Annotated in this window: 18 protein-coding genes; 6 read left to right on the forward strand and 12 right to left on the reverse strand. The window is 51.7% G+C overall.

Annotation, left to right across the window (positions count from 1 at the left end; translation table 11 throughout):
* Positions 1–35: 35 nt before the first annotated feature.
* The 9 genes from OGV82_RS03315 to dagR all read right to left on the reverse strand — a co-directional run bounded on the left by OGV82_RS03315 (position 36) and on the right by dagR (position 9,915).
* Positions 36–593: a fimbrial protein gene (locus OGV82_RS03315; RefSeq protein ID WP_080750342.1), complete on the reverse strand. Its 558-nt coding sequence runs from the start codon at positions 591–593 to the stop codon at positions 36–38.
* Between the two features lie 901 nt (positions 594–1,494).
* Entirely contained in the window at positions 1,495–2,313 is an 819-nt protein-coding gene (gene nlpA / locus OGV82_RS03320; RefSeq protein WP_024131067.1) for a lipoprotein NlpA, read from the reverse strand.
* A gap of 160 nt (positions 2,314–2,473) precedes the next feature.
* Complete coding sequence (gene dagF, locus OGV82_RS03325; RefSeq protein ID WP_047460201.1) at positions 2,474–3,217, reverse strand: 2-dehydro-3-deoxy-phosphogluconate aldolase; 744 nt, start codon at positions 3,215–3,217, stop codon at positions 2,474–2,476.
* Complete coding sequence (gene dgaE, locus OGV82_RS03330; protein ID WP_047460197.1) at positions 3,204–4,313, reverse strand: D-glucosaminate-6-phosphate ammonia lyase; 1,110 nt, start codon at positions 4,311–4,313, stop codon at positions 3,204–3,206. The genes dagF and dgaE overlap by 14 nt, the downstream gene beginning before the upstream one ends.
* Before the next feature lie 3 nt (positions 4,314–4,316).
* Entirely contained in the window at positions 4,317–5,177 is an 861-nt protein-coding gene (locus tag OGV82_RS03335) for a PTS system mannose/fructose/sorbose family transporter subunit IID (protein ID WP_012135806.1), read from the reverse strand.
* Positions 5,174–5,923, reverse strand: a complete 750-nt coding sequence (locus tag OGV82_RS03340) for a PTS mannose/fructose/sorbose/N-acetylgalactosamine transporter subunit IIC (protein ID WP_012135807.1) — start codon at positions 5,921–5,923, stop codon at positions 5,174–5,176. The genes OGV82_RS03335 and OGV82_RS03340 overlap by 4 nt, the downstream gene beginning before the upstream one ends.
* Before the next feature lie 23 nt (positions 5,924–5,946).
* Positions 5,947–6,432, reverse strand: a complete 486-nt coding sequence (locus tag OGV82_RS03345) for a PTS sugar transporter subunit IIB (protein WP_042323421.1) — start codon at positions 6,430–6,432, stop codon at positions 5,947–5,949.
* A gap of 11 nt (positions 6,433–6,443) precedes the next feature.
* Complete coding sequence (locus OGV82_RS03350) at positions 6,444–6,869, reverse strand: PTS sugar transporter subunit IIA (protein WP_024131069.1); 426 nt, start codon at positions 6,867–6,869, stop codon at positions 6,444–6,446.
* Positions 6,870–7,116: 247 nt separating this feature from the next.
* Positions 7,117–9,915, reverse strand: a complete 2,799-nt coding sequence (gene dagR, locus OGV82_RS03355; RefSeq protein ID WP_047460192.1) for a transcriptional regulator DagR — start codon at positions 9,913–9,915, stop codon at positions 7,117–7,119.
* A 188-nt stretch (positions 9,916–10,103) separates the two neighbouring features.
* Between dagR and OGV82_RS03360 the strand changes: the two genes are divergently transcribed.
* Positions 10,104–10,397, forward strand: coding sequence for a YicS family protein (locus OGV82_RS03360; protein WP_024131070.1), 294 nt, complete (start codon positions 10,104–10,106; stop codon positions 10,395–10,397).
* Between the two features lie 39 nt (positions 10,398–10,436).
* Here OGV82_RS03360 and nepI read toward each other — a convergent pair whose 3' ends face one another.
* Positions 10,437–11,630 (reverse strand): purine ribonucleoside efflux pump NepI, encoded by a 1,194-nt coding sequence (gene nepI / locus OGV82_RS03365; protein WP_024131071.1) that lies wholly within the window; start codon positions 11,628–11,630, stop codon positions 10,437–10,439.
* A 226-nt stretch (positions 11,631–11,856) separates the two neighbouring features.
* Here nepI and OGV82_RS03370 point away from each other — a divergent pair, with 226 nt between their 5' ends.
* Both OGV82_RS03370 and OGV82_RS03375 read left to right on the forward strand, forming a co-directional pair.
* Positions 11,857–12,216, forward strand: a complete 360-nt coding sequence (locus tag OGV82_RS03370; RefSeq protein ID WP_047460189.1) for a type II toxin-antitoxin system RelE/ParE family toxin — start codon at positions 11,857–11,859, stop codon at positions 12,214–12,216.
* Positions 12,200–12,523 carry a helix-turn-helix domain-containing protein gene (locus tag OGV82_RS03375; RefSeq protein WP_047460187.1) on the forward strand — a complete coding sequence of 108 codons (324 nt, stop codon included), beginning with the start codon at positions 12,200–12,202 and terminating at the stop codon, positions 12,521–12,523. Before OGV82_RS03370 ends, OGV82_RS03375 begins: the two co-directional genes overlap by 17 nt.
* A gap of 60 nt (positions 12,524–12,583) precedes the next feature.
* Here OGV82_RS03375 and OGV82_RS03380 read toward each other — a convergent pair whose 3' ends face one another.
* Both OGV82_RS03380 and OGV82_RS03385 read right to left on the reverse strand, forming a co-directional pair.
* Complete coding sequence (locus OGV82_RS03380; protein ID WP_012135814.1) at positions 12,584–13,036, reverse strand: DUF1198 domain-containing protein; 453 nt, start codon at positions 13,034–13,036, stop codon at positions 12,584–12,586.
* Positions 13,037–13,047: 11 nt separating this feature from the next.
* Positions 13,048–13,803, reverse strand: a complete 756-nt coding sequence (locus tag OGV82_RS03385; RefSeq protein WP_012135815.1) for an IclR family transcriptional regulator — start codon at positions 13,801–13,803, stop codon at positions 13,048–13,050.
* A gap of 243 nt (positions 13,804–14,046) precedes the next feature.
* Here OGV82_RS03385 and OGV82_RS03390 point away from each other — a divergent pair, with 243 nt between their 5' ends.
* The 3 genes from OGV82_RS03390 to OGV82_RS03400 all read left to right on the forward strand — a co-directional run bounded on the left by OGV82_RS03390 (position 14,047) and on the right by OGV82_RS03400 (position 17,859).
* Complete coding sequence (locus OGV82_RS03390; protein WP_024131072.1) at positions 14,047–14,946, forward strand: dihydrodipicolinate synthase family protein; 900 nt, start codon at positions 14,047–14,049, stop codon at positions 14,944–14,946.
* Positions 14,947–14,967: 21 nt separating this feature from the next.
* Positions 14,968–16,485 carry a UxaA family hydrolase gene (locus OGV82_RS03395; RefSeq protein ID WP_024130069.1) on the forward strand — a complete coding sequence of 506 codons (1,518 nt, stop codon included), beginning with the start codon at positions 14,968–14,970 and terminating at the stop codon, positions 16,483–16,485.
* 63 nt (positions 16,486–16,548) lie between these two features.
* Positions 16,549–17,859 carry an MFS transporter gene (locus tag OGV82_RS03400; RefSeq protein ID WP_052194432.1) on the forward strand — a complete coding sequence of 437 codons (1,311 nt, stop codon included), beginning with the start codon at positions 16,549–16,551 and terminating at the stop codon, positions 17,857–17,859.
* The last annotated feature ends 28 nt before the right edge of the window (positions 17,860–17,887 follow it).

Here is a 17,887-nt window from a genome sequence, read left to right on the forward strand (position 1 = left end):
AGGAGTAAAGGACGCTGCCTTTACTCCTGTCTTTATTACTCGTAAACCATGGTGTAATCGACCTGAGTCGTTACAGAACCCGCAGTAGATGCGCCAGTGGCATAATATTGCGCAAAGTAATTCAGCGTACCGTTTCCAGAAGAGATATCGACAGGGATATCATTCTGGCCATTCGCTACTGAAGCCCCTGCAACAATGGCGTTACGATCGGCATTTAATAATTGAACCTGCACGTTAGTCGCTGCATCTGCCGCTGCTGAATCAATGTTCAGACGACCGGTTGTGCTATCAACATAAGCGCCAGGTTCGAAGTAGGTGCTGGCGGTATTTAAAGATGTTCCTGAGCAGTTACTCAGCGAGATAGTGAACGGCGTAGCACCTGCCGTTGCGCCTGCTGCGCCGAGCGTAGTAGACGAAACGATTGGCAGCGTTACCGTTGCATCATTACTGCCACCGTCGACAGAAATAGTACAAGTTGTATCAGTAATTTGTCCGTTAATTGTAATAGTTCCATCCACCGCAAATGCTGAAGCAGTAAATGCTGAAGTGATAACCATTGCTAACGCGGATAACGCATAATTATATTTACGCATAATAAATTCCCCTGGTGTTGTTGATATAAATGAACGACGTTTTGAATGTGTTATTAAGGCAAAACAAACCTCACCCCATTATCAAAAATGAGTACTGAATAACACCTTCCGGTTCCATTGACATAATATACGCAAAACTTTCATCCGCAATATTAGGATTTTTCAACCAAAAGAAATCAAATCCAAATGCTTACAGGAAAATAAAGTACCGCATAATATCTGCGCTATTCACCATGCAAAATATATCGATAACCAGGTTTTTATAAGACAGTATCAGTTAAAAAAAGATAAAATTTTATAAATCAAATAAATTGATCCAGATCACTGCACGACCCAAAACAGTCGAAATTTAAACATATAAAAAACACAATAAAAACCAAATATCAAACAAACAAGAACAAAACGATCACATTTATTGCTGCATTATTAGCCAGAAAACACCACTTTTAGAATTACGAGAATAATCCTGACAATACGACTAAAGTATTTTATATAATTTATTAATAATTAATGAGTTATTACAAACAAATCATTTTTTTAATTTTTTGCAAGAATAATCCTATTTAGATTCTAAACGTAACTATTGTTAAGCCAAGGTTACAATACATACCATTTCCAGGAATTTTACCGGAACGATCTTTTCTTTTAATCACCTACTATTTCTCAGTATAAAAATCTAAAGATTGCTTACCACAACCTTACAAAAAAGGACAATCCACTATTAGAATCGGCTTTTTTGAGCACAAAAAAGAATGGAAGGGGAAAGTTTGTTGAAAACTCCGAACGGGGAAAAAAGAAGAGAAATTTCGCTATTGTCGTTAAGCGGAAAATACCATGCTGCATGTTATCGCCAGAAAAGAGTCTCTGGCGATAAAGTTCATTTAACTTAAAGCGTTACCGATCACCACCCCGGCACCGCCCCACCGTTAAAGATAGTCTCTGCGGCTTTCGCAACTTCCGGCGATTGATAAGACTGCAAAAACGCTTTCACATTTTCAGCATCTTTGTTGTCTTCCCGCGCCACCAGTATGTTCACATACGGCGAGTTTTTATCTTCGATAAAGACGCTGTCATGTACCGGCGAAAGTCCGGTTTGCTGGATGTAGGTGGTGCTAATGATCGCCACATCCACTTTCGCATCGTCCAGTACGCGCGGCAGCTGCGCGCCTTCCAGCTCCATAATATTCAGATGACGTGGGTTGTCGGTGATATCCAGCGCCGTTGGTAACAGACCCTTCCCCTCTTTCAGGGTAATCAACTTCTCTTTTTGCAGCAGCAGGAGCGCACGCCCGAGGTTGGTCGGATCGTTAGGAATGGCGATCGTCGCCCCGTCTTTCAGTTGATCAACCGTTTTAATTTTTTTCGAGTAGCCCGCCATCGGGAAAACAAAGGTGTTGCCTACCGCTACCAGCGTGTAGTTATGGGCTTTGTTATCTTGTTCGAGGAACGGTCGATGCTGGAACACGTTGGCGTCCAGTTCGCCGTGATTGGTCGCATCGTTAGGCAGCAATGAACCGCTGAATCCTACCAGTTCCACATCAAGACCGTACTTCTCTTTGGCAACTTTCTTCGCGACTTCCGCCACATCCTGCTCGGCGCCGTTAATCACGCCGACTTTGATGTGTTTCGCGTCGCTGCTTTGCTGATCGCACCCCGCCAGCAATATGCCCGCCAACAGTACCGCCGCCCCTGCCCGTAAATGAGGTATCGTCAATTTCACGTTTTTATCCTTATTAAATAACCATCTGATGGGTAATGAAATGACTATAGCGGGAAGGCCGCTGCGGTTTAAAAAACGAAAAGGCATCAGCAAGAAGAAAAAGGCATATACAAAAAGCCCGGTGGCGCGAACGCTTGCCGGGCCTACGTAAACTACGCCATCAAACCAGCGCTTTCACGATCTCCATTAACCTGACGATATCGTCAGGCCGGGTGTTTCCGGTTTGCGGATCGATAATCGAGCTGTAAACATGCGGCATCACGCGCGGCACGCCCGCCTCCAGACAGGTTTGCAAAATAACGCCGAAATTTTCCAGGGAAATGCCGCCGGTCGGTTCGATCAGCGTCATCCCGTTGCGGGCTGCGCTGGTTGCCAGCACATACAGCTCCGGTAACGACGTCTCGCCGCCCATCGGAAAAAACTTCGCCGCGTGCGCCCCCATATCCTGCATCATGCGTACCGCTGCATCGCAGGAAACGCGGGCCGGCGTCCCCTGGCTGCTGCGAACACCAGTAGAGATAAGCACCTCGCCCGGCGTGCCTGTCGGGCTGACCAGCGCGTTGATATGCGTTTTTTCGCCGCCCGTTGCCGCCAGCGCGCCAGCGGCAAAACCACATCCGGTAAAGGTCTGGTTGACGTGCGCCGGGTGTACCTTTGCAGCAATCATCGCCGCCTTATAGTATTGCGCCGGATCGCCCGCTCCCAGCCCCACGGAGATGCACGGCACTTCTGCCATCCAGCGTTTTACCTCCTGAACACCGTCTTCCACTGAGGCAAACTGTGCGGAGAGGACGCCGATCGCCACATGGCCTTCGGCAGCATCATAGATTTCCCTGGCATTGGCGATATCTTTCGCCAGTACGTTAATCGCCACACGATTACGATAAAAATTAATCTGCTGCATGGTCGGCAATCTCCTTCAGTCGCGCCACGATTAACGCCATTTCCCCTTCTGCGACCGTTCGCGGGTCGAGGCTGAAAACGCCCTGGTGGAGGTTATAGCGACGGGCATAAATGGCGATATCGCCGCCACGCAGCTGAGCTTCGACTTCGCGGGCATCCCGCCCCAGTTCACGGGCATTCACCCGAATACGAATACGCCAGATCGCGCGCCCGGCCTCATCCTGCTCGATATCCGCACTCAACCCACGAATCGCTGAAATGGCGTCGGCTACCGGCTGAAGCTGTTCGGCGGTGACTACCGTCTGCCCCTGGTGATAATTCTCCAGCGCATACACCAGCCCGACCATATTCTCCTTACCGATCTTCATCGCTCTGGCGATGCCGTGATGCTGCGCTTTGCAGGCGGCGATCCACGTTCTCTTGCCGGTGATAAATCCAGAGGTTGGCGCATTGAAGGCTTTCGCGCCGCTGTAGACAACCATATCCGCGCCGCTCGCCACCCAGACGTGCAAATCCTCCTCGGCAGCAGCATCAACAATTAACGGCAGGTTGTGGATCTGCGCCACCTGGACGAAGTCTTCAATGCCCAACATCCCCTTCTGCACGCAGTGATGTGATTTCACATACAGCAGGGCGGCGGTGTCATCGGTAATCGCACTCTCCAGTTGCCAGCGCGCGGCCAGGTTGCTCGACCCCACTTCCACTACGCGCCCGCCACCCAGACGGATTGCGCTGGTGATCGGCGCGCCGTAATCCACATTATGCCCACGCAGCATCACCACTTCATTGGCCATACCGGAACTGTCCGGCATTAGTGTTACTCTGAACGGGTCGCCACGGGTAATGGCGGCGGCAACGGCAATCGCAATTCCCGCCGAGGCGCATGAGGTGACATAACTGTCTTCAGCGCCGGTATAGCGGGAGACGCGCTCACCGGTTTTTTCCACCAGCTTGTCGATCTCGACAAAAGCGGAGGCCGCACGCCCCGTGGCGTGCATCACCTCCGGCGCGACGCTGGAGACGCCAAGAATCGTCATCTTGCCGCAGGCGTTAATCACCTGCTTCAGCCCCAGCTGTTGATAGATATTCTGTGTCATGGCTTACAACACTCCCAGCAGCGAGCAGACCACGCTAAGCGCCACAATCGACAGCAGAATGGTGGTATAACGCGGCCCTTTCTTCACCAGAAAGATATAGATGGCAAACACTGCCGCCAGCGGCAGCAGGCCAGGCGCAATCGAATCGAGGATCTGCTGAACCACCACTTCAGAACCTTTCAGGGCGCTGATTTTCAGCGGGGTGGTGATCTTGACGTAGCTCGCCGACAGCGCCCCCATCATGATCAGCCCCAGCACGTTAGCGCCGTAGATCAGTTCCTTGATTCGCCCCCCTTGCAACAGCCCGACGATGGAATCACGCCCCAGCGTATAGCCTTTGTGAATCAGGCCGTAGCTGATCGCCAGCGTAATGGCCGGATAGAGAATCAGCGGCGCAATACCCCCGAATGCGCTGCCATTGGCGGCGAACGGAATAAAAATCGCAATCAACAGCGGCATCACCGCCGCCCAGACGATGGAATCGCCCATCCCGGCCAGCGGCCCCATCAGGCCGGTTTTAATCCCGGTGATGGAGGCGTCGCTGATTGGTTCGCCACGCGTTTTCTGCTCTTCCATAGCGATGGAGATGCCCTGGATCACCGCGCCAAAGGTCTGTTCTGAGTTAAAGAAGTTCAGATGGCGCTTCAGCGCTTCCACCTGTTCCTCTTTTTGCGGGTAGAGTTTTTTGATGATCGGCGTCATCGAGGCGCAGAAAATCAGGCTCTGTAAACGTTCATAGGAGTTAGAAACCTCCGCGCCCAGCCAGTAGATAAACCACGCCCTGGTGATGTCCGCTTTGGTCAGCGCTCCGGTTTCCCGCGCACGCTCAACCAGTTCATGTTGCATTACGTCGCTGCTCATCATGCTGCTCCTTCATTTTTCGCCAGGCCTTTAATCAGGAAGGCCACACAGGTGCCGAAGATTGCCATCGCCATGATGTCGACCTTGAGGTACAGCACCGCGAAGAATCCACCGATAAACCACGGCAGCAGACTCTTTTTGCCGATCACCATAATGGTGATGGCGAAGCCCAGCGCCGGGAGGATCCCGCCCATGATTTCAAAGGAGTGGGTCAGCCAGTGCGGCATCAGCTTGAGGAAGCTTTCCACTACGTTCTGGCCGAAATAGTTGGCGGCGAACACTACCGGGAAACGCAGCGCCAGACCGAGTAACGCCGGGTAAAGGAAAGCGCAGCGCATAATGCCCGCCATGTTTGCCGTTTCCGCGTGTTTGTCGGCCATATGTACCCAGGCGGCGTTCAGCGTACGGCGTAGCTGGTCGAGGAATACGCCGATCACGCCAAACGGAATCGCCAGCGCAATCGCCAGGTTGGGGTCCATTCCGGCTTTAACCGCAATGGGGATCGAGATACAGGCCGCCAGCGCCGGATCTGACGGCACGTTGCCGCCCGGCGTCGAGGTCACGCCCAGATAGACGAGCTGCATACCCGCCCCGATGATCATCGCCGTCTGCATATTCCCGAGCAGCAGCCCCACAAAGACCGCGACAACCACCGGCTGAAGCAGCATGGCGGAGAAGGTGTAGCCAAGGCGTAATCGGGCAAACCAGTAATACAACCCCATCAGGCTTGCAAAGACTAAAGTATCCATAGTGTTATCCCATTATCAGAGGGTTAGAATTTTTTCAGGATATCGTCCAGCGACTGTGGTTTATCTTCCGGGATAGTCTGGAAGAACACCTGAATCCCACGACTTTTCAGGTCGTTAAGAATGCCAACGTCTTTTTCATCGAGCGTAATGTTCTGGAAAACCGCTTTGCGGTTTGGCCCGCCGCCTAAGCCCCCAACCTGAATGGTGGTGACATCAAATCCCTGCTGCACGGCCTGTTGAATGGCCGCCAGAGACGGGAACAACACCAGCACATTGCCATCGCCGAGTTGGTTTTCTTTCCACGATGCCGCAAAGCTCTGGTTGCTGTAGCAATCCACTTTGATGTTTGGCGGCGCGGCCATCAGATAGATATTTTTCATAAACGGATCGGCGTCCAGTTCGTCACTGACCACGGCAATCCGGTTCGCCTGGGATTGTCCGACCCACTTCGTCACGACCTGCCCATGAATCAGACGGCTGTCGATGCGACATAACACGATGTTTGCCATAATGATTTTCCTTATTGTGATTGTTGTAATTGACGAACATGGGCGACGACATCCAGACAACTGCTGCGCCCGGCTTCCACCAGACCGCTCACGCAGGCGGTAAGCGGGCCGTGTTCGCGCCGATCCAGCGCCTCCAGCAGCAGCGAGGCGTTCAGCCCGGAAACCACCGCCACCGGATAATCCGCACTCAGTCGTGCCGCCACGTTGGAGGTCGTGCCGCCAACAAAATCGGTCAGAATAAGTGAGCCTTCTGGCATGGTTTTCACCACGGCTTCGACACGTTGATAAAACTCGCCCAGCGTATCCACGGGCATGAGCGCAATTTCTGTTACGCCTTTAATTTCCCCCATCACCATGCGAAGGCTGTTGCAGAGCTGTTGTCCCCAGCCGCCATGCGTCAGCAGCAGGATCTGGGGCAAGGATTCAGTGGTAGTCAAAATGGCCTCCTGGCTCGATTACATGAGACTGACAATGCCCGATAGCGTCACCGCCGTAGGCCGGATAAGGCGTTTACGCCGCCATCCGGCACACATTGCCCGGTGGCGTTACGCTTACCGGGCCTACGAATAGCAAACGCCATCCGGCAAAACTCATCAGAGTAAGAGCAAAGGCTGTGCCAGGATTTGTGTCACGCGAGGGGAGAAGAGAGGTCTGGCGAGGCGCAGCGCCACGCCAGATAAGGGATCAGCTATAGAGTAATTCGTAGATATAAAAATATTCCGCGTCCGATAAACGGATGGCATAAGCCTCTTCAATCGGCAGGAAAGCCGATTTGATGACACTAAACGCGCGGGCATCCAGATCCGGTTTGTTTTCCAGCGCCATCTGTAACGGTTTTCGGTTAATCACAATACGCTCGACCATGCAGCAGCAGTGGATCAGGAAGCGCAGTGTCACCTGGCGGCTTGGTTTCAGCGAAAGCGCGGTGGTCAGATGGTTAAGCACCCCTTCCATTTCTTTCAGAATGCGCTGCGGGTTAAGCACTGAAATATGGTTGATGATGCTCTCCATCGTCAGCGCGCTGATAAAGCGCATTGCGCTACGTTCCATTTCCAGGCGGCGTTCAGCGCTGGTGAGGTCCGGCGTTAACAGGCTCAACACCAGTTCCGGCCCCTGCTCAGAGAACAATTCCTCCAGCGAAATGAATGGAATATCCGGCAGCCCCGGCTGGAAGGTGCCAACAATACCCGCCAGTCGTTCACTGGCATGCAGCGACTGCTGGACGCGCTCCAGGCTGCGAACATCGTTGTAATCGAGGATCACCATCCGCGTGTCTTGCGACATCAGCTCGCCAAAACTCTCCTCCAGCACCTTTTTGATTTTTTCCGCCGTGCCCATGCCAGTAATACAGGAGATAACCAGCACTTTGCCGCTGCTTTCCTGCTGTGGCGTACAAAGCTGGCAGGGGATGCTTTTACCCTGCATTAACGCCGCCAGCTGCGGCAGGTCGCTGGTTTCATAGCTTAAATCCAGCCCCACCTCCAGCAGGCTGGTCAGGGTTATATTTGGCATCAGCAGAACGTCAATCTGGAATAATTTGCTGATCGTACTGCCAAAATGTACCAGCGAGCCGATGTCCACCATCAGGATCAGCCGCTGATAACGTCGGGTCTGAATCATCTGGGTCAGGGTTTCCAGCGTGTCATGCACCGACTGCTCAAACGGCATATCAATAGCACTGAACAACTCGCGCTCCAGCACCCGATTCACATACTGCGCCATGCTTGTGGCCGTTGTTGCGCCGTGAGCAATCAGGATCACCCCGCAGTCCGGGCTGGCATCGATACGCTGACGATAATGACGACACTCTTTGAGGAACAGACACAGCCAGACCACTTCCGTCGCCGGACACTGAATATGCAGCAATTCATTGATTTTTCGGCACAACAATGTGGCGTTGTCGTACTCATCTTTGCAACGATCGAGGATCAGGCTGGAAGAATAAAGCTGCGGGATCAGGCCGCGCTGAACGTAGCCAATCAGCGCCAGAAAATGTTTACGCAGCGGATTTACCAGGTTCTCCGGCAGCGTAAACGTAAGCACCTGCTCCACGCAGCCAATAAGCAGCGTCACGCGCTCCTCAATCTGGTCGCCATAACGCGGCGGATGCGCAATATTGTCGCGACTGTAGAGGCCATATTCAAAAATCGAGCTGAGCTTATTTTTCAGGATCGCCAGCGTTTCCGCCGGAGGCACGTTACTGTTGCGCAGATTGACGTATTCGCGGGTCAGGAAGCTGTAAAAGAGATCGCTCTCTTCAATCTCGGCACCCGTCGCCAGCGACGTTTTCAAGGCGGGCAACGTGCGCGCGTCAACGTTCAAGCGCTCTTTGCCGTCAAACAGCGTGTCCACCAGCAAACGTTGCTCCGGCGTGGCGTTAAACGGCATTTCCGCCAGCCGTTTATCCAGTTGCAGCGTATCGTTATGCTCCGTCATCCCCGACGCCCACGCCTGAGCGCAGAGGAACTGGATATCACTCTTGAGCTGGCCGATGTTGCCTTCCAGCGGCTTATTCAGCAGCCAGAGCAGCAGCGTCTTGTCGATACTCACCGTGCGCTCAATTTTGCGACTTTCACGTTGCAGAAAGCCGACAATCAGCTCCACCTGTTCTTCGATTGAACGCTGGCGAATGCCCGGCAGATCGATACAGACCTGAATACGCCGCTGAAAAGTACGCAACAACGCCGAACTTACCGGTTCTGTCGTCGCGCAAATCAGGCGTACCGATATCGAACGCGCCTTGCTGCTTGCCCCCAGCGGACGGTATTCACCTTTATCGAGAATAGAGAACAGCTTTTCCTGCCCTTCATATGGCAGACGGTGTACCTCATCCAGCAACAGATAGCCGCCGTCCGCCTGCTCCACCAGGCCAGGTTTATTCTCGCTCGCTCCGGTAAACGCCCCCTGTCGATGACCAAACAGGTGCGAAGAGAGCAGTTCCGGGTTATGGGCATATTCCGCACAGTTAAAATAGACCAGCGGCGGCGGGGAGCCTGCGGCGTGCTCGCAGGCAAAGCGGTGCATCAGTTCAGCAAAGAAGGTTTTGCCAACGCCGGAAGGTCCGGTCAGCAACACATGCAACCCGTGGGGGTAAAGCACTGCGGCGCGGCCTTTTTCTACTGCATCGCGCAGGCTGCGATCGTAGCCAATCAGACCGGTAAAAGGATCGTCGATTGTGTGCCCTTCCTGACGCGGCAACAGATCGGCAATCGTACGTACTTCACGTTCGGCGTCATCCAGCTTACGCCCCAGCAGCGTTTCCAGCGCCTGACGGTGCAGGAAAAACACCGGGCGGCCCCGGCTTTTGATCGCCAGACCATCATTGCAGAGTTGATTGAGATCTTTACTGACCGAGTTGCGCGCCAGCCCGAGGTTAAAGCCAATGGCTTCCGCCGTAAATGCCGTCTCCTGCGCCAGATCGGCAAGATTCAGCCCGCGCGTCAGCCGTTCGAGTTCCCCCAGTATTACCTCAATCCGTCTCATCTCTTTACCGCTTAAGAAATAAATGATTGTTCAGAACATACACTATTCTGCTGCGCAAGAAAGTGAGAGAGAGGGGAGAATCCGCCTACAACTTACAGACGAGACGGTTTTGCGAAGTAATGCGGACCGCTGAGAGAGTCGTGTTCTGTCTATACTTATGCTTAAACTTTAAATACTGGATGATGACGATGAAACAAACCGCTCTGCTGCTCTTTACCGCCCTTCTCGCGCTACCAGGCATTGCGTTGGCTAACTCGCCTTATAGCTCGCTTCAGACCGCTAACGAAAAAAGCACCGTCCTGAAAGAGCTACGCAAAATGTGTACGCCGCAGGCATCGCTGTCGGATGAGGCATGGGAAAAGATGATCATGTCGAATGAGAGTAATCAACAGCACATCCGCGAGGCGATCGTGGCGATAGAAAGGAACAACCAGAATAACTACTGGGAAGCGCTCGGCAAAGTCGAATGCCCGGATATGTAAAACATCATGGGTGACCGAATCATCACCCCTTTTGATGTATTATCGCGTCGTTTGTATGCGAACTTTTACCGTCACCAGCAGCGCCGTCAGCAACATCAGGCTGCCGGAGAGCGCCAGCGGCGACAGCAGACCAAGGTTATCAAGCGCATAGCCGCCAACAGCCGCACCGCAGGTATTGGCAAGCTGGATCACCGCAACCTGAACGGACCCGGCTTTTTCCGCCTGATCGGCAAGCGTACGGGTGATCCACGTTGACCACCCTACCGGCACCAGCGCAAACGACAGCCCCCAGACAATCGCGATCCCTGCCGCCACCACTTTTTCGCTTCCCCACAACGTCAGCACCAGCGCGCTGACGGCCAGAACCAACGGCGCGCCTGCCAGCGCCAGTTTGACCGAGCGTTTAAGAATAAAAGAGGAGAGCGACGTTCCCACAAAACTGGCGATGCCAAAGCTCAGCAGCACCAGCGTCAGGCCATCGACATCAAAGCCCGCCAGATTCATATACACCGGGCGGATGTAGGTAAAGAACGCGAACTGTCCGGCAAAGGACATAAAGATGGCGATCATCCCCGCCATTACGCCGGGACGTTGCAACAGACTGAAAATATTTTGCTTTTGGTGAGACGGTTCGCCAGGCAGCGAAGGTAACGATTTCACTACCCAAATAACACACAGTACGCCCATCACCGCCGCCGCGTTAAAAACATGACGCCAGCCAATAATCCCACCTAAAAAACTGCCCAGCGGCGCGGCGATCACCAGCGCGATGGAGACCGCGCCAAAAATAACCGACAACGCTTTAGGCACGGTACGCGGCGGCACCAGACGCATCGTCAACGAAGCCGACATCGCCCAGAATCCCCCCAGCGCCAGCCCCAGGCAGGCACGCCCGGCCAACAGCAGCGTGAAGGAAGTTGCAAACGAGACCAGCAGACAGGAAAGCGTTAATAAAACGGCAAACAGGATCACCACATAGCGACGATCGGTCGCCTGAATAATTTGGGTGATAAACAGGCTGGCAAACATGGCGACAAACGCCGTTACCGTTACCGACTGCCCGGCGACGCCTTCAGAGATTCCGAGGTCCTGCGCCATCGGCGTCAGCAGGCTGACGGGCAAAAACTCAACGGTGATCAGGCAGGCAACACAGAACGCCACAGCGAAAACAGCCGACCAGTTTGGCCGGATAATCGTCTCAGCATGGGATTGTTCTTCGATTCTTGCACTCATTTCGTTACCTGCGTCTTTCTCTGCCAGAAAAGCCGTGCAGTGTAACATCTAAAGTGTGACGCATTTAACGTTTTAGCAACTTTCCTTTGTTGCAGGGAAATATGCTTACCCGATCGCATGATGAAAAATGCGCCATGATATTCGCGCGCCTTCGCATTCACAGCGGGAAGAAAAGGACATAATATAGCACTAAGTGCTATACTTGCGGTTACAGGATGTCAACCCGATGCGTGTATTTAAAACCAAATGGTTTGCCAGGGAAGCAAAGTCCCATGCAATCAAAGACGAAGAGTTATGTAAGGTTATTGCAGCAGCAATGCAGGGAAAAGTGGAGGATCTCGGTGGTGGGGTTTACAAAAAACGCTTCAATCAGAATCGCGATCGCGCGATCATCCTCGCAAAAGGAGGTATACATTGGTTTTATACATTTTTATATGCCAAACAGGATATGGCAAACATCGACAACGGTGAATTAGCCGGGTTCCGCGAGTTAGCAAAGCATTATGCTGGTCTCGCTGAAGATAAAATGACGGCATTGATTAAAAGTAAAGAATTGGTGGAGATTTGCCATGACTGCAAAAAATAAATTCAAAAGCCCTGCTTTTGAAGCTATTCACAGCGCAGCTTCTGGATTATTCAGCGTTGATGCCATTCCCCAGGAAACGATGCGCAACTTTGACAAAGCATGCCTCAGTAGCGTGGAGGATCTTCAGCCGCTTGAAATCAAAGCACTACGCGAGAAGCTGAACGTCAGCCAGCCCGTTTTCGCGCGCTATCTGAATACCAGCGTTTCTACAGTGCAAAAATGGGAGAGCGGCGCAAAGCGCCCCGGCGGTATAGCGTTGAAGCTTCTTACCATTGTGCAAAAGCACGGACTAAAAGTGCTGGCCTGATGAGTCTCGCTGATAAGCAATTAACACCATTCGTTATATGCAAAATGGCACATACCGTTCTCAATGCAACCAGTGCACGCCATCTTCAGGTTGAAAAAGGGCGTTGTAGCGTATCTGGAAGGCGTTAATCTCTTGCATATCCGGTTCTATTTCGCGCAGAAACCCCAGCGCCAGGCGTACCTGCGCGTCAGTAATTGGCGCGGCCAGACGCGTTTTTTGCAGCTGACGATACCACTGTTGCAGGTTCTGATCGCTGCCATCCACAATCACGATCTGCCAGATCAGCAATATCTGGGCGGCATTTTGCAGATGTGATTCATCAGGACGATGCAGGTACTGTAAAAACGCCTCTCCAGGCGCTTTACCCATCTGGTCGATCATTGACTCCACCGGCACCACGCTGATGCCCAGACGCTCGCTTAACCGACGAATCGCACGCCGGGCCCCCGAGGTGAGCACCCTGAAGCCAACAATAAACACCACGACCAGCGTGGCCAGCATAATCCAAATCATAACCTGCCCTGTTAAACCAACTTTGCAGAAAGCGCCTGACAGGCTTCACGAACCCACTGCGAATATTGTGGAATGCACTCTTTTGGCATTTGCAATTCAACACCGCTGATACTGATCGCAGCAATCACCTCATGATTACGATTAAACACCGGCGCAGCGATACAATAAATACCTGGGGAATCTTCCGCGTTATCAAAGACCCATCCTTGCTCACGGATTCTGGCAAACTCCTTTAGCAAGGCTTTCTTACTGGTGATGGTGGTCTCAGTGTATTGCGGTAACTGCTCATCCGGCAAAAGTTCGTCCATTTTGTCCTGCGGTAACCAGGCACAAAGCGCTTTCCCCACGCCGGAACTGTGCATCGGCAGCTTTTTACCGACCCAAGTACGAATACCGATTGGCTGAGTGTTCTCAAGCTTCATTAGGTAAATGGGCGCGACTTCATCCAGGATACCCAGATGGCAGGTCAGATCGGTTTGCTCACGCAATTTCTCCAGAACAGGCAGAGCAACGTTGCGGATATCAAATTGCTCCAGCGAACGATTACCCCATTCGTACAATTTCAGGCCCAGGAAAAAGCGCCCCTTTTCCAGACGCAAAAGGTGATGTTCGACCAATGCGTTTAACAATGATGACGTGCTGCTTTTAGGTAATGCTAAATCTTGTTGGATCTGGCTGAACGTCGCCCCTGGTGTATTGAAGAGGTAATTACAGATTTTTACCGTCTTATCCAGTGCGGGAACAGAGGTCGTAATATCCTGGCTCATACGAAATTAATCTTTTCTATTCATAGACTCCTCTCAGTATACCGCAATCACTTTCCTCAGGAATGCGGCTTTTTTGCGCATAGAGGAAGCACAGGCAATTCCTGAAATGTTAACCGCCTAAATCAGATCGCTATCACAATTGTTCATTTGTTCTGCAAAAATCATTGACGAATGATTTGGATATTTGCTGTACTAATTTCAATATACAGAACATTAGTTCCATATACTGAACAAGAGGTAGCAATGTCGAACGTATTTAAAGGTATCTTTCCGCCAGTCCCAACCATTGTTGACAATCATGGCGAATTAGATCGCGCCGGAATGGCCACCATGATTGACCATGTCATTAACAACAGGGCTGACGGAATGCTGATTCTGGGCAGCGGCGGTGAGTTTTCACATTTTTCCACTGAGCAGAGAAAACAGATCGCCGAATTCAGTCTGCAATATGTTGCAGGAAGAGTACCGGTGTTAATTGGTATTGCCTGCGCCAGCACCGCAGAAACCATCCAGTTAGGTGAACACGCACAAAACGCAGGCGCTACGGGCGTACTGGTGGTGAATCCTTACTATGCGAAACTCAGTGATGACGCGCGTTTTACGCATTACAAACGCATTGCCGAAGCACTCAGTATACCTGTCTTTTTGTATAACTTCCCTGAGTTAACTGGCCAGGATATCGGTCTGGACGTGATCACCCGACTCGCCCGTGAAGTGCCTAATATTGTAGGAATTAAAGACACCATTGATAACATCAGCCACACCCGGGAAATTATTAATCGCGTCCACCCATTCCGCCCGGAGTTTATTGTCTTTAGCGGTTATGACGAATATTTGCTTGATACGCTATTGTTGGGCGGTCACGGTGGAATCCCTGCAACATTTAACTTTGCCCCACACATTACCAGAGGCATATATCAGGCATTTATTCGTGAAGACCTCACTACGGCTAAAGCACTACAGCAGCAACTGGCAACGCTTTCTCCTCTGTATGCATTAGAACAGCCTTTTTTTGGCGTCATCAAGACAGCTATCAAATTAACTGGAGTGGATATTTCAACTGCCGTAGTTCCACCAGCCTTACCACTCAATGAGGAAAAAACAGCCCTTGTTCGAAATATTCTGGCCCGTATTACTCTGTAAATCAGCATGAGAGCAATGATAATGAACATCAACCCTGTACTAAAACTCAATCCAAAAGATGATGTGGTTATCGCAAGACAGTGTGTTCCCGCTGGCACCTGGCTTGAAGAAGAACAAATTACAGTTATCAGCGACATTCCCGCAGGACATAAAATTGCCCTACGCTCACTAAACATCGGAGAGGCAGTGAAACGGTATGGGCAGATTATCGGTTTCGCTACCCAACCTATTCAAGCCGGCGAGCATATACATATGCACAACCTGGGCATGGGCGATTTTGAGCGTGATTACGCCTGGGGCGTGGATCGGCATTCCCCCACACCCGCCGAACATCAGGATATATTTCAGGGAATTCGTCGCGCTGACGGGCGTGCCGCCACGCGTAACTATATTGGCATTTTAAGTTCGGTTAACTGTAGCGCGACGGTCGTCAGAGCGATTGAGGATCATTTTCGTCTACACGGTCTAGCCGATTACCCAAATGTCGATGGCGTGGTGTCGCTTCCACAAAGTTTTGGTTGCGCGATTGGCTCTAAAAGTGAGTCCATGGCGGTCATGCGGCGCACGATGGCAGGTTACGCCACACACGCCAACTTTGCTGGCGTCATTATTATTGGGCTGGGTTGTGAGTCCAGCCAAATCAAAGACATGATGAATGCCCATGGGTTGGAAGATGGTCCAATGATGCACAGCTATACTATCCAGGACGTTGGCGGAACACGGCATGCCATTCAGAAAGGGATTGATCTGGTAAATCAAATGCTTCCCCTCGCGAACCGGGTCATCCGCGAACCCATTCCCGCCTCGGAAATTATTCTGGCGCTGGAATGCGGTGGCTCTGACAGCTATTCCGGTATTTCCGCCAATCCAGCGCTCGGCTATGCGGTGGATAAGCTGGTACAGCAGGGTGGCACGGCCATTCTGTCTGAAACATCAGAAATTTATGGCGCAGAACATTTATTGACCCGCCGCGCTGTCTCGCGCGAGGTTGGCGAAAAACTGATTGCGCGGATTCACTGGTGGGAAGACTACTGTCGTCGCAGCGGAAGCGAAATGAATAACAACCCTTCAGCAGGTAATAAGGTTGGCGGACTTACCACGATTCTGGAGAAATCCCTCGGCGGTATTGCCAAAGCCGGAACCACTAATCTGACAGAGGTTTATGAATACGCAGAACCAGTTACAGCAAAAGGGTTCGTCTTTATGGATACCCCCGGCTATGACCCTATTGCCGTTACCGGGCAAATCGCAGGCGGCGCGAATCTGCTTTGCTTCACCACTGGCCGGGGTTCGGCATTTGGATCCAAACCAACGCCCAGCCTGAAACTGGCTACCAACAACGCGCTCTGGCTGCGCCAACAGGAAGATATGGACATTAACTGCGGCACCATTGTCGAAGGTGAAGAGACGATCGCAGAAGTCGGTGAACGTATTTATCAAATGATCCTTGATATGGCATCCGGCAAAAAAACAAAAAGTGAAGAATTTGGCTATGGTAGTCAGGAATTTGTCCCCTGGACAATTGGCTCCATAATGTAACGCTCCACAATATAACAATACCTCGTACCGCCATGCTCACTATGAGCATGGCAAGGAGTTCCTATGTCTATTGTTAACGTAAATACTGAAGAAGAAAAATTAAAGGCTACAACAGTAAGATGGCGAATATTTATTATTATGCTTTTGTTGGGTGCGATTAATTATATTGATCGCACATCGCTTTCTATTGCCATGCCCTATATTACCGATGAATTTGGCATTACTGATACCCGGGTTGTCGGTGTTATCCATAGCGCTTTCTTCTGGGCTTATGCGCTGATGCAAATTCCCAGCGGCGTGATTGCAGATAAGTTCAAAGCCAGAAATATTATCGCACTGGCTACCATCTTATGGGGAGCATTCCAGGCCGTTGCCGCCTTATGTCACTCCATTTTCACGCTTTCGCTTTCCCGTCTTGGTCTGGGCGTCACAGAATCCCCTATCATGCCCGCAGGCGCAAAATTAATGGGGACATGGTTAACGCCAACTGAGCGTGGGCGCGGCTCAATGTTGCTCGATGGCGGCGCGCCATTAGGAACCGCGCTGGGTGCGGTCATCATCGCCGGGTTGATTGCCTTTTTCGACTCGTGGCGTATGGCGTTTGTTGTCGCGGGGGTTGGCACGATGCTCGTCGGTTTACTGGCATGGTGGTATATCCGTACTTATCCGTCAGAACACCCACGTATTAACCAGGCGGAACTGGACCATATCACCGCGGCAAACGGCCCAGCCACCAACAGTAAAAAATACCGTCTCGCTGATATCAAACCTTACCTCAAGCAGCGCAATGTGCTTGCGTTGATCGGCGGATGGGTATGCTACAGCTTTGTGTTCTATGGCCTGATGACCTGGCTGCCACTCTATTTCCAGGCCACTTATGGCTTTGATATTAAGTCGATGGGTGGCGCGATGGCGCTGATCTTCCTGCTGTGCTTTATTGGTCAGCTCACAGGCGGTTACATCATGGATAAATGGCTCAGTAAAGGCGCAAAAACCAGCCGCGTTATGCATACCATGTTGGCAATTTCCGCCACTACCGCAGGGGTAGGGATTTTTCTGTGCGCCCAAAGTTCAACACCAGCCATTGCGATTACATTGCTGACAATCGCGCTCTTCCCGTTACGTTGGGCCAGTGTCTACTGGTCAATACCGGGTCTGCTGGGAGCACAATCGGTAGCAGGGACTATCTGTGGCACCATGAACTTTACCAGTAACCTGTTCGCTGCCATTTTGCCTATTTTTATCGGCTTCCTGGTGCAATCTACCGGTAATTACTATGCCGCGATGATGTTCTTTGCGCTGGCCGCAGTGGGTTACCTCATCTGCTCGCTGCTCATTAACTTCGATAAAAAAATGGATATTGCTGAAAAGTAATTACCCGTCTCCGGCCCGCTCGCGGGCC

This window comes from Citrobacter sp. CK191 (genome assembly GCF_030333435.1).
GTDB lineage: Bacteria > Pseudomonadota > Gammaproteobacteria > Enterobacterales > Enterobacteriaceae > Citrobacter_B > Citrobacter_B koseri.